The 12,393-nt window shown below is 71.1% G+C and carries 11 protein-coding genes; 8 read left to right on the top strand and 3 right to left on the bottom strand.

The features are described from left to right. Nucleotides 1-83 precede the first annotated feature (83 nt). The 4 genes from dnaE (at nucleotide 84) to CLV68_RS13890 (ending at nucleotide 7,203) form a co-directional block, all read left to right on the top strand. Entirely contained in the window at nucleotides 84-3,617 is a 3,534-nt protein-coding gene (dnaE, locus tag CLV68_RS13875; protein WP_121390711.1) for a DNA polymerase III subunit alpha, read from the top strand. Between the two features lie 75 nt (nucleotides 3,618-3,692). Next, entirely contained in the window at nucleotides 3,693-4,901 is a 1,209-nt protein-coding gene (locus CLV68_RS13880) for a cytochrome P450 family protein (protein ID WP_121390712.1), read from the top strand. Between the two features lie 150 nt (nucleotides 4,902-5,051). Beyond that, nucleotides 5,052-5,723: a hypothetical protein gene (locus tag CLV68_RS13885; RefSeq protein ID WP_170224279.1), complete on the top strand. Its 672-nt coding sequence runs from the start codon at nucleotides 5,052-5,054 to the stop codon at nucleotides 5,721-5,723. Nucleotides 5,724-5,934: 211 nt separating this feature from the next. Beyond that, nucleotides 5,935-7,203, top strand: a complete 1,269-nt coding sequence (locus CLV68_RS13890; protein WP_246009804.1) for an adenosylmethionine--8-amino-7-oxononanoate transaminase — start codon at nucleotides 5,935-5,937, stop codon at nucleotides 7,201-7,203. Nucleotides 7,204-7,577: 374 nt separating this feature from the next. Here CLV68_RS13890 and CLV68_RS13895 read toward each other — a convergent pair whose 3' ends face one another. After that, nucleotides 7,578-7,820, bottom strand: coding sequence for a glutaredoxin family protein (locus tag CLV68_RS13895; RefSeq protein WP_121390714.1), 243 nt, complete (start codon nucleotides 7,818-7,820; stop codon nucleotides 7,578-7,580). A 59-nt stretch (nucleotides 7,821-7,879) separates the two neighbouring features. Here CLV68_RS13895 and bioD point away from each other — a divergent pair, with 59 nt between their 5' ends. From bioD to CLV68_RS13915, 4 genes are all read left to right on the top strand, one after another. After that, nucleotides 7,880-8,596, top strand: a complete 717-nt coding sequence (bioD, locus tag CLV68_RS13900) for a dethiobiotin synthase (protein WP_121390715.1) — start codon at nucleotides 7,880-7,882, stop codon at nucleotides 8,594-8,596. A gap of 84 nt (nucleotides 8,597-8,680) precedes the next feature. After that, nucleotides 8,681-9,721 (top strand): biotin synthase BioB, encoded by a 1,041-nt coding sequence (gene bioB, locus CLV68_RS13905; RefSeq protein ID WP_092778874.1) that lies wholly within the window; start codon nucleotides 8,681-8,683, stop codon nucleotides 9,719-9,721. 9 nt (nucleotides 9,722-9,730) lie between these two features. Continuing rightward, nucleotides 9,731-9,925 (top strand): biotin synthase auxiliary protein BsaP, encoded by a 195-nt coding sequence (gene bsaP / locus CLV68_RS13910; protein WP_092778875.1) that lies wholly within the window; start codon nucleotides 9,731-9,733, stop codon nucleotides 9,923-9,925. 52 nt (nucleotides 9,926-9,977) lie between these two features. Next, nucleotides 9,978-10,589 (top strand): DUF2567 domain-containing protein, encoded by a 612-nt coding sequence (locus tag CLV68_RS13915; RefSeq protein ID WP_121390716.1) that lies wholly within the window; start codon nucleotides 9,978-9,980, stop codon nucleotides 10,587-10,589. A gap of 314 nt (nucleotides 10,590-10,903) precedes the next feature. Here the strand turns inward: CLV68_RS13915 and CLV68_RS13920 are convergent, their stop codons facing one another. Both CLV68_RS13920 and CLV68_RS13925 read right to left on the bottom strand, forming a co-directional pair. Continuing rightward, nucleotides 10,904-11,584, bottom strand: coding sequence for an LON peptidase substrate-binding domain-containing protein (locus CLV68_RS13920; RefSeq protein WP_092778877.1), 681 nt, complete (start codon nucleotides 11,582-11,584; stop codon nucleotides 10,904-10,906). A 64-nt stretch (nucleotides 11,585-11,648) separates the two neighbouring features. Then, entirely contained in the window at nucleotides 11,649-12,356 is a 708-nt protein-coding gene (locus tag CLV68_RS13925; protein WP_281274660.1) for an NUDIX hydrolase, read from the bottom strand. Nucleotides 12,357-12,393 lie beyond the last annotated feature (37 nt).

Below are 12,393 nucleotides of genomic sequence, written 5' to 3' on the forward strand. Positions count from 1 at the left end.
GCTTTCCCAGTCATACCAACGACTTCCGGCGCGTCGCGCACCCAATGCGGGACGATCGCCGCCCGGGTCGCTAGGGTGACCGGGTGGCTGACTCCTTCGCTCACCTTCACGTGCACACCGAGTACTCGATGCTCGACGGAGCGGCCAAGCTCAAGGACATGTTCGCCGAGTGCGAGCGGCTCGGCATGACATCGGTGGCGATCACCGACCACGGGCACACCAACGGCATCTACGACTTCTTCCGGCAGGCGAAGGGCGCGGGCATCAAGCCCATCCTCGGCATCGAGGCGTACATCGCGCCCGCCTCGCGGTTCAGCAAGGACCGGGTGCGCTGGGGCGACCCGGGTCAGAAGAGCGACGACGTCTCGGCGTCCGGCGCCTACCTGCACCAGACGATCTGGGCGCGCAACGACACCGGCCTGCGCAACCTGATGAAGCTCTCCAGCCTGGCCTCGATGGAGGGCCAGCTCGGCAAGTGGCCCAGGATGGACCAGGAGCTGATCGCGGCGCACTCCGAGGGCCTGATGGCCACCACCGGCTGCCCCTCCGGCGACGTGCAGACCCGGCTGCGCCTCGGCCAGGAGAAGGAGGCCATGGAGGCGGCGGCCACCTGGCAGGAGATCTACGGCAAGGAGTACTTCTCGGTCGAGCTGATGGACCACGGCCTGGAGATCGAGAACCGGGTCCGCAGCGGGCTGGTCGAGATCGGCCGCAAGCTCGACATCCCGTTCGTGGTCACCAACGACTCGCACTACACCTACAAGACCGACAGCGACTCCCACGACGCGCTGCTGTGCGTGCAGACCGGCAAGACCCTGCAGGACCCGACCCGGTTCAAGTTCGACGGCGACGGCTACTACCTGAAGTCACCGGAGGAGATGCGCGCGGTCGACCAGTCCGACCCGTGGCAGGAGGGCTGCCGCAACACGCTGCTGGTGGCCGAGAAGGTCGACATCGCGGGCATGTTCGAGTTCCGCAACCTGATGCCGCGCTTCCCGATCCCGGACGGCAAGTCCGAGGACGAGTACTTCCGCGAGCAGGTGTGGGAGGGGATGCGGCGGCGCTTCCCCTCCGGCGTCGACGACGTGCACGCCAAGCAGGTCGAGTTCGAGATCGGCGTCATCCTGCAGATGGGCTTCCCGGCCTACTTCCTGGTGGTCGCCGACCTGATCCAGTGGGCGAAGAACAACGGCATCCGGGTCGGCCCCGGCCGAGGATCCGCCGCTGGCGCGCTGATCGCCTACGCGATGGGCATCACCGACCTCGACCCGCTGGCGCACGGGCTGATCTTCGAGCGGTTCCTCAACCCGGACCGGGTCAGCCCCCCCGACATCGACATCGACTTCGACGAGCGCCGCCGCGGCGACGTCATCCGCTACACCACCGAGAAGTGGGGCGCCGACAAGGTCGCCCAGGTGATCACCTTCGGCACCATCAAGGCGAAGGCCGCGATCAAGGACTCCGCCCGGGTGCTCTACGGCCAGCCCGGCTACGCCATCGCCGACAAGATCTCCAAGGCGTACCCGCCCGCGGTCATGGCCAAGGACATCCCGCTCAACGGCCTGTTCGACCCCAGCCACAAGCGCTACGCCGAGGCCACCGAGATCCGCGAGCTCTACAACAGCGACCCGCAGGTCAAGGAGATCATCGACACCGGCCGCGGCCTGGAGGGCCTGATCCGCAACGCCGGGGTGCACGCCTGCGCGGTGATCCTCTCGGCCGAGCCGCTGATGGACACCATCCCGCTGTGGAAGCGGCCGCAGGACGGGTCGATCATCACCCAGTTCGACTACCCGACCTGCGAGTCGCTCGGCCTGCTGAAGATGGACTTCCTCGGGCTGCGCAACCTGACGGTGATCGACGACGCGCTGCGCAACATCGAGCGCAACGGCAAGCCGGTGCCCGACCTGGAGACCCTGGGCCTCGACGACAAGAACACCTACGAACTGCTCTCCCGCGGCGACACCCTCGGGGTGTTCCAGCTCGACGGCGGCCCCATGCGCGACCTGCTGCGGCTGATGCGCCCCGACAACTTCGAGGACATCTCGGCGGTCGGCGCGCTCTACCGGCCGGGCCCGATGGGTGCCAAGTCGCACACCAACTACGCGCTGCGCAAGAACAAGCAGCAGGACATCACCCCGATCCACCCGTCGCTGGCCGAGGCGCTCGAAGACATCCTCGGCACGACCTACGGCCTGATCGTGTACCAGGAGCAGGTCATGGCGATCGCGCAGAAGCTGGCGGGCTACACGCTCGGCCAGGCTGACCTGCTGCGCCGGGCCATGGGCAAGAAGAAGAAAGAGGTCCTGGACGCCGAGTTCGTCAACTTCTCCGGCGGTATGGAGAACAACGGATACCCGAAGGACGCGATCAAGACCCTCTGGGACATCCTCGTCCCGTTCGCCGACTACGCCTTCAACAAGGCGCACTCGGCCGCGTACGGGCTGGTGTCCTACTGGACGGCCTACCTCAAGGCGAACTACCCGGCCGAGTACATGGCCGGTCTGCTCACCAGCGTCCGCGACGACAAGGACAAGGCCGCGGTCTACCTGTCCGAGTGCCGCCGGATGGGCATCACGGTGCTGCCGCCGGACGTCAACGAGTCGGAGAAGGAGTTCGCCCCGGTCGGCCACGACATCCGCTTCGGCCTCGGCGCGATCCGCAACGTCGGCGCCAACGTGGTCGACTCGATCATCAAGGCGCGCACCGAGAAGGGCGAGTTCGCCGACTTCTCCGACTACCTGCGCAAGGTCGACGCGTCCGGCTGCAACAAGAAGGTCGTCGAGTCGCTGGTCAAGGCGGGCGCGTTCGACTCGCTCAAGCACCCGCGCAAGGGCCTGTTCCTCATCCACACCGACGCCATCGACGCCATCATGGAGACCAAGAAGGCGGAGGCCGTCGGCCAGTTCGACCTGTTCGGCGCGGCGGGCGGGGCCGACGAGAGCGTCTCCAGCGTGTTCGACGTGCGCGTGCCCGACGACGTGTGGGAGACCAAGCACCAGTTGGCGCTGGAGCGGGAGATGCTCGGCCTCTACGTCTCCGGGCACCCGCTCAACGGCGTCGAGCACATCCTGACCTCGCAGTCCGACACCTCCATCGCCGCCATCCTGGAGGGCAACATCCCCGACGGCACCCAGGTGGTCATCGGCGGCATCCTCGCCTCGGTGAACCGCAGGGTGAACCGCAACGGCGAGTCGTGGGCCTCGGCGCAGCTGGAGGACCTGGCAGGCGGCATCGAGGCGCTGTTCTTCCCCAAGACCTACGCGGTGATCGGCATGGGCGTGCTCGAGGACGCGATCGTGCTGGTCAAGGCCAGGGTGGCCAAGCGCGACGACCGGATCTCGCTGATCGCCAACGACCTGGCCGTGCCCGACCTGTCCAACGCCGCTGGCGCGCCGTTCCGGCTGAGCATGGCCGCGACCAAGTGCACCCCGCCGCTGGTCGCCCAGCTCAAGGACGTGCTCGGCGCGCACCCCGGCACCACCGAGGTGCACCTCAAGCTGATCAACGGCCCGCGGCAGACCCTGCTGCGGCTCGACGACGCGCTGCGGGTCAGCCCGTCGCCGTCGCTGATGGGCGACCTGAAGGCGTTGCTCGGCCCCGGTTGCCTTTCCTGATCCTGCCGTTCGCTTTCCTGACTCCCGGTGTGATCGCGGGTACGGTGGGTGGTGGACGCGCACCTAGGGGGAACCGTGACTGTTGAGGACGAGGTGGTCCGCATCGGCGCGGACTTCTTCCAGGACCCGCACCGGCTCTACGCCGACCTGCGCCGCACCGGTCCGGTCCGGCCGGTCGTGCTGCCGCGCGGTGTGCGGGGCTGGCTGGTCACCCGGTACGCCGACGCCAAGGCGGTGCTGTCGGACCCCAGGGTCAGCAAGGACTACGTCCGGGCGGGCGCGCTGCTGGAGATCAACCGCGAGCCGGGCAGCCCGCGCCCGGAGTTCGGCCAGGACCTGCAGGCGCACATGCTCAACATGGACCCGCCCGACCACACGCGGCTGCGCAAGCTGGTCAACAAGGCGTTCACCGTGCGCGGGGTCAGCCACCTGCGGCCCAGGGTCGAGCGGATCACCTCGGACCTGCTCGACGCCCTCGACGGCCTGGACGAGGTCGACCTCATCCCCGCGCTCGCCTTCCCGGTCCCGATGACGGTGATCTGCGAACTCCTCGGCGTCCCCGAGTCCGACCGCGAGGCGTTCCACGGCTGGACGAGCACCCTGCTGTCCACCGCGTCCTCCGCCACGGAGATCACCGAGGCCGGGGTCGCGGCGGGCGGGTACGTGATGGAGCTGATCGAGTCCAAGCGCTCCACGCCGGGCGAGGACCTGCTGACCGCGTTGGTCGAGGCCCGCTCCGACGGCGACCGGCTCAGCGAGAACGAACTGCTGTCGATGGCGTTCCTGCTGCTGCTCGCGGGCCACGAGACAACGGTCAACCTCATTGCGAACGGGGTGCTGTCGTTGCTGCAATCCCCCTCGCAGGCAGCCGCGTTGCGCGCGAACCCGGCCCTGTTGCCGCGCGCGGTGGAGGAACTGCTCCGCTTCGAGAGCCCGGTCAACACGGCGACGATGCGCTACACGACCGAACCCGTAGTGGTGGCAGGAGTGGAGATCCCGGCCGACGAGTTCGTGGTGGTCGCCCTCAGCTCAGCCAACCGGGACGACACCACCTTCCCCAACCCGGACGTCCTCGACATCGAACGCGACCTCAACACCCACCTCGCCTTCGGCCACGGCATCCACTACTGCGTCGGCGCCCCCCTGGCCCGGATGGAGGGCGAGGTGGCCATCGGCGCCCTGCTGGCCCGGTTCCCCGATCTCGCCCTGACCTCGACCCCGTTGACGTGGCGCGAAAGCACCATCGTCCGATCGCTGCACACCCTCCCCGTCAGACTGCGTTAGTCCGGCGCGCTTGAGGGCATTCGCGGATCACGCCATTTCGGCGGCGTCAACGCCAAGGGTTGACATTCGTCCTCAATACCGCGTTTTGCGAGTCCGGTTGGGTACCGTGACCGGGTGCGGGGGCGAGATGAGCAGGTGGCAGGTGGGGTAGTGGGTGCCCGGCTTCGGCGGGTGCGGCCGCACCTCGGCCTGGTCGTCACCGTGGGTCCGGTGCTCGGGGTGGTGCTCACCGCGGTGGGCGGCTGGTTGCCGGGTCTGCTGGTCCCCGCTGTCCTACTGGGACTGGGCGCCTGGTACTTCCGCAGCCGCCGGTTCCGGCCGCGCCGGTGGCCGGTCGCCGGGGCGGTTCTCGGCGCTGCCAGTGGTTCCTACCTGGGTGCCATCAGCCCGTGGCTCTCACCCGCGGCCGTCCTCTTCGGACTGGGTGGCTGGGTGGTCGCCCGCCGGGCGCGCGACAGCGTGCTCGAGCCGTACACGCCCGAACTGGCCGACTCGCCGGTCGAGGTGCCGTGGCAGGCGCGCGGGGCGAAGGGGCTCGAACTGCTCGTCGCCCACGACCGGATCACGTTGTCCGGCGGGCGGGGGCCGTTCCGGCTGGTGCGGCCGATGGTGGCGTTGAGCGGCGTGGGGACCGTCGAGCAGGTGATGGTGGCCCGCCGGGCGACGCTGCCGGTGCCCGGCGTGGGGGAGCTGCGCGTCACGGTGACGCCGGGGCCCGCGGTGCGGATCACGGTGCCGCCGGGCGAGTGGATCGTCCCGACCGACCACGGCCGGGAGATCGCCCGCCTGGTCGCCCGCCGCAAGGAACTCGCGGGCATCTAGCCGCTCGCCGTGTGGGGAACAGCGCAGGCGGTCGACGGCCAACTCGGGGACGCGGTGCCGGGCGGACGGTGCCAAGTCGGGAACGATGCCGGGTGGGCGCTGCCACGTTGGGAACGGTGCCGGGTGGCGACGTGGTGCCGGGCGGACGGTGCCAAGTCGGGAACGATGCCGGGTGGGGACGAGGGGGCGGGCGGTGGGAGAGAATGGGCACGTGTCTCTGGATGAGTTGGTTGCTCTTGATCGCGCGCATGTGTGGCACCCGTACGGGCCGATGCCCGGGACCCAGGAGCCTTTGGTCGTCGAGTCGGCGCAGGGGGTTCGGCTGAGGTTGGCCGACGGTGGTGAGCTCGTCGACGGGATGTCGTCCTGGTGGGCGACGATCCACGGGTACCGGAACCCGGTGCTCGACGCGGCGGTCACCGACCAGCTCGGTCGGATGAGCCACGTCATGTTCGGCGGCCTCACCCACGAGCCCGCCGTGCGCCTGGCCGCCCGGCTGGTGGAGATCACCCCGGAGCCGTTGCGGCACGTGTTCCTCTGCGACTCCGGCTCGGTCGGCGTCGAGGTCGCCATCAAGATGGCGTTGCAGCACTGGCGATCCTTGGGCGACACCCGCAAGACCAAGCTGCTGACCTGGCGCGGCGGCTACCACGGCGACACGTTCAACCCGATGAGCGTCTGCGACCCCGACGGCGGCATGCACAGCCTGTGGCGCGGTGTCCTGCCCGAGCAGGTCTTCGCCGACGAACCGCCCGCCGGGTTCGACCACGACTACGTCGCCCACCTCGCCGACCTGATCGAGACCCACGCCGACGACCTGGCCGCCGTGATCGTCGAGCCGGTCGTGCAGGGCGCGGGCGGCATGCGCTTCCACGACCCGCGCTACCTGCACGTGCTGCGCGAGCTGACCCTCGCCAACGACGTCCTGCTGATCTTCGACGAGATCGCCACCGGCTTCGGCCGCACCGGCGCGCTGTTCGCCGCCGACCACGCGGGCATCAGCCCCGACATCCTGTGCCTCGGCAAGGCGCTGACCGGTGGCTACCTCAGCATGGCCGCGACGCTGTGCACCGAACGCGTCGCCGACGCCATCTCCCGGGGCGAGGTCCCCGTCCTCGCCCACGGCCCCACCTTCATGGGCAACCCGCTCGCCTCGGCCGTGGCGCTCGCCTCCATCGACCTGCTCCTGGCGGGCGACTGGCGCGGCACCGTGCGGCGCATCGAGACCGAGCTGACCCACGGCCTCGCCCCGGCCAAGGACCTCCCCGGCGTCCGTGACGTCCGCGTCCTCGGAGCCATCGGCGTCGTCCAACTCGACCACCCGGTGGACATGGCCGCTGCTACGAAGGCCGCCGTCACCGCGGGCGTCTGGCTCCGCCCGTTCCGCGACCTCGTCTACACGATGCCGCCCTACATCAGCACCTCCGGCGACATCGCCACCATCACCGCGGGCGTCCTCGCCGCCGCTGCGGCGGGCTAGCCAGGAGCCGCTCACCAGGCGGGCTCACGGCCGGATCGCCGCACCTCGGCCCGCAGCCCCGCCCTCGCTCCTCGCCCCCGCCCCTTGCCCCTGCCGTCGCCCTTCACCCCCGCCGTCGCCCCTTGCCCCCGCCGCACGGCCGTCGCCCCCGCCGCCCGCCCGCCGCCCGTTTCCGGAGGCCGCCCCCGAACCGACCCCAGCCCCCACCCTCTCCGGGGGGCTGCCCCGACGCCAGTCTATCGGGCGACGGTTGCGGAGCCGGGGAGTTGGCGCGGGCTGTGGACAACTCCGGGGTTGTGGATGGCGCGACCTGGGCGTTTCGCGGGGAGGGCGGCGTGGTGGCGGGGGAGTTCACCCGGCAGGGGCAAGCGGGGTCAGCCGAGGGCGGTGGCGAGTTCGGCGTTGGTCGGTTCCACGAGCACGCCGCCGCCCGGTAGGAGCAGGACCGGGATGGTGCGGCGGCCTTCGGCGAGTGCCATGGCGATGGCGCGGGACTCGGGGTCGTTCTCGACGTCGATCTCGGTGAAGGGGATCGCGTTGGTGGTGAGCCAGGACTTGGCGCGGCGGCAGTCGCCGCACCACCCGGCGCTGTAGAGCACGACGGTATCGGTGGTCACACCCGACCCTAGCCCGGCCGGGGCGTCGTGGAAGTTATCAACCGCTAACCTGTGTGCCCGTGAGTGTCCTCGTGATCACCGGGACCGGCACCGGCGTCGGCAAGACCGTCGTCACCGCCGGGATCGCCGCGCTGGCCGCGGCCAACGGCCAGCGGGTGGCCGTGCTCAAACCGGCGCAGACCGGTGTCACCGCGACCGAGCCGGGTGACGTCGACGAGGTCGCCGCCCGGGTCCCGGCGGTGACCACCAGGGAATTGCGCCGCTTCCCCGACCCGCTCGCCCCCGACACCGCGGCCCGCCGGGTCGGCATGCCGCCGGTGCGCCCGTCCGAGGTCGCCGCCGCGGCCGTCGAGCTGGACCGCGACCACGACCTGGTGCTTGTGGAGGGCGCGGGCGGCCTCCTGGTGCGCTTCGACCCCGACGGCGGCACCCTCGCCGATGTCGCGTGGGCCCTGGGCGCGCCGGTCGTGGTGGTCGCGGAGGCCGGTCTCGGCACCCTCAACGCCACCGCGCTGACCGCGGAGGCCCTGCGCCGTCGGGGTGTCGTCTTCTGCGGCGTCGTCATCGGCTCCTGGCCCGAAACCCCCGACCTCGCCACCCGGTGCAACGTGGAGGACCTGCCGGTGGTCGCGGGCGCCCCGCTGCTCGGCGCGATCCCCGCGGGCGCCGCCGCGCTCGACCCGGCCGCGTTCACGCAGGTCGCGCGGGCCGCGCTGGCCCCCGTGCTCGGCGGCACCTTCGACGCCAAGGACTTCGCCGACACGCACCCCGCGTGACATTCATCGCTCATCCAGGCCAGGTCGATGCGGCAGACTGACGCACTGACCCCAACCTGGGCCAACCCCCCGAGGAGGACCCCTGTGACCGCCGCCGCCGACGAGCGCACCCACGACAGCGCGCCCGCAGATGACGTGCTGGCCGTCGCCCGCGAGCAGGTGCTCGAGCGCGGGGTCGGCCTCACCGAGCAGCAGGTGCTCGAGGTCCTCCGGCTGGCCGACGACCGCCTCGACGACCTGCTCGCGCTCGCGCACGAGGTCCGGATGCGCTGGTGCGGCCCGGAGGTCGAGGTCGAGGGCATCATCAGCCTCAAGACCGGCGGCTGCCCGGAGGACTGCCACTTCTGCTCGCAGTCCGGCCGCTTCCCCACCCCGGTCCGCTCCGCCTGGCTCGACATCCCCGGCCTGGTCGAGGCCGCCAGGCAGACCGCGCTCACCGGCGCCACCGAGTTCTGCATCGTCGCCGCCGTGCGCGGCCCCGACGCCCGGTTGCTCTCCCAGGTCCGCGACGGCATCAAGGCCATCCGCGAGTCCGGCAACGACATCCAGATCGCCTGCTCGCTGGGCATGCTCACCCAGGAGCAGGTCGACGAGCTGGTCGCGATGGGCGTGCACCGCTACAACCACAACCTGGAGACGGCCCGCTCGCACTTCCCGAACGTGGTCACCACGCACTCCTGGGAGGAGCGCTGGGACACCCTGCGGATGGTGCGCGAGGCGGGCATGGAGGTCTGCAGCGGCGGCATCCTCGGCATGGGCGAGACCGCCGAGCAGCGCGCCGAGTTCGCCGTGCAGCTCGCGGAGCTGGACCCGCACGAGGTCCCGATGAACTTCCTCATCCCGCAGCCGGGCACCCCGTACGAGGCGTACGAGCCGATCGAGGGCCGCGAGGCGCTCAAGCTGGTCGGCGCGTTCCGGCTCGCCCTGCCGCGCACCATGCTGCGCTTCGCGGGCGGTCGCGAGCTGACCCTCGGCGACCTCGGCGCCGAGAAGGGCATGCTCGGCGGTGTCAACGCGATCATCGTCGGCAACTACCTGACCAACCTCGGCCGCCCGGCCCAGCGCGACCTGGACATGCTGGCCGACCTGAAGATGCCGATCAAGGCACTCAGCGACACGCTCTAGGAGCCACCCGTGTACTGCGTGCACTGCGGCCGACCCGACGCCGAGGGCGAGCACCCCGGCTGCCGCGGTCCGCGCGCCGCGTTGGAGCCACCGCGCTTCTGCCCCGACTGCGCCCGCCGGATGGTGGTCCAGGTGACCCCGGTCGGCTGGTCCGCGCGGTGCAGCAGGCACGGTGACACGACCAGCGCGGCGCGGACGGGCTAGTCTCGCTGGCGGACCGGACCCGGTCCGAGTGCGGTGAGGTGGAGGTCGACGGGTGGCGGATCAGCCGGTGCGGACGCAGGACGCGCAGGAGCCACTACCCGTGCCGCCCGGAGCGCTGCCCGCGTACCCGACGTCGGTGGCCGACCGCGTCCCGCCGCAGGTGCACCTCAAGCGCGACCTGCTGCCCGCGGTGAGCGTCCTGTCCACGGTCTCGTTGCTCGGTCTCGCCGTCGGCTACCTGTGGTCGAGGCTCGCGCCGGGGCTGCTGGTGCAGGTCGTGGAGGACGGCACCCCGGTCGCGCTGCGCACGGAGAGCTACCACCGGTTCGACGACCTGGTGCTGTTCATGCTCCTCGGCCTGGCCGCGGGCATCGTCAGCGGTGCCGCGGTGTGGCTGCTGCGCGAACGCCGGGGCCCGGTGCTGCTGGTCGCCGCCGTGCTCGGCTCGGCGCTGGCCGCGTGGTTGGCGTACCAGGTGGGGCTGTCGTGGGCGCAGGCCCGGTTCGCGCTGCCCGCCGCACCCGCCGTCGGTGACGTGCTGACCCTGGCCCCCCGCCTGGAATCCGCCTGGGCCGTCCTCGCCTGGCCGCTCGGCACCGCCCTCAGCTACGGCATCGCCGCCGCCTGGAACGGCCACGACGACCTGGGCCGCCGCCTCGGCTGACCCGCGCCCCACCGGAGTCCAAGGCAGACCGCGACCCCGGCCGACGCCCCCGCCCGCCGCTCGCGCACTACCGCGACCGGCAGCGACCGCGGGACCGTCACGCCACTCGCGAGTCACCCACAGGACCACCGCCTGCTCCGCGAACCACGGAGTCGTCCACAGCCACATTGTCCAACCACGCCGTCCACAACCATCTTGTCCACATCCCCGTGACGCTCCACAGCCTCCCGCCCGCGCACCGATCCCTGTCGGTGCGCGGCGGAAGGCTGTGTATCGGGGGCTGCTCGATACGGATGATCTTGGGCGGGAAGCGGCTAGTTCAGGCAGAGCGGGGTGTTGAACTCCGACGGTGGCGCCGGAACCGCGTGCAGGGCCGAGAGGATCCCCGCCTCCCGGTTGAGCAGTTGCCCGACCATCCGCAGCCGGTGCAGCGGCCTGGTCTCCTCGAGCAGCCGCTGCCGGTCCTCCAGGCTGAGCAGGCAGTCCGCCGCGAGGGTGTGCGCCAGCTTCACCGTCTCGGTGTCGGCGTCCGGCTCGGTCCAGTCGTCGCTGCGCCAGGCCGCGTTGCAGTAGCGGCGGTGCGCGGCCCTGGCGGCGTCCACCAGCATCGTCACCGACTCCACCGCCGAGGTGGGCTGCTCGGTGTCGGGCACCCACTCCACGGTCCCCATCAGGTAGGGGGCGGCGGTGGTGTCGATCTCCAGCAGCCGGAACCGGCGGTCACCGGTGCTGATGATGTCGTAGCGGCCGTCCGGCAGCCGCTTGGCCTGCCGCAACGCCGCCGAGCAGCCGATCGGGCGCAGCTGGGAGATGTCGGTGACCTCGTGGTCGGTGGAGGGCTGCAGCGCGACCACGCCGAACACGCGTTCGGGCAGCGCGCCGGTCACCAGGTCGACGGTCAGCTGCCGGTAGCGGGGCTCGAAGATGTGCAAAGGCAGGTTCGCCCCGGGGAGCAGCACCGCCCGAAGCGGGAACAGCGGAAGCGAATCGGCCACGCGACAACGCTACGACGAAGCGCAACCGCCCGCTGTCCGATAGTGGCGGCCGGTCGCTTCCCGGCTACCTCCCGCGCTCGGCTGCAGGGGGCTTGAGCACCGCGAACGGGTCGGTGACGGCCATTGTGCTGTCGGCGAACCGGAACTGCGCCGCCGGTCGCCCACCGGCCCGACCCGGTCGCGCGGTCTCCCCGGTCGGCTCCAGCAGCCCCCGCCGCGACAGCACCCGCTGCAGGTTGGTCGCCGACACCCGGTAGCCCAGCGCGGCCGAGTACAGCTCCCGCAGCGCGGAGATGGTGAACACGGGCGGGGCGAGGGCAAAACCGATGTTTGTGTAAGACAGCTTCGCGCGCAGCCGATTACGTGCGCGTAAGGCGATCGACTCGTGGTCGAAGGCCGTCCGCGGCAGCGCCGACAGCGGCTGCCACGCGGTGTCCTCCGGCAGCTCCGGGTCCAGGTGGGAGGGCACCAGGCAGAGGAACGCGGTGGCGACGACCCGGGGACCGGGGACCCGCTCCGGCGCGCTGAACACCGCCAGTTGCTCCACGTGCGACACCTGCCGCACGTCCACCTTCTCCGCCAGCTGCCTGCGGATCGATGCCTCGACGTCCTCGTCGGCGCGCAGCCGCCCGCCCGGCAGTGACCAGCGGTGCGCGTGCGGTTCCATGGCGCGCTCCCACAGCAGCACGCGCAGTGATCCCTGCCTCACCTGCAGCACCGCGGCCAGTACTTCGTGGACGAGCGGTGGGGCGCCGGTGGTAGCATCGGTCATGTTTTCGATCCTAAGGCGAAAACCTCGGGATCGGAAA

Origin of the sequence: Actinokineospora cianjurensis, from assembly GCF_003663795.1 — a bacterium.
GTDB lineage: Bacteria > Actinomycetota > Actinomycetes > Mycobacteriales > Pseudonocardiaceae > Actinokineospora > Actinokineospora terrae.

What these genes read in the sequence shown, in the direction of transcription:
- CLV68_RS13925 (WP_281274660.1), bottom strand. Translation starts at nt 12,356, where the DNA reads ATGACCGATGCTACCACCGGCGCCCCACCGCTCGTCCACGAAGTACTG.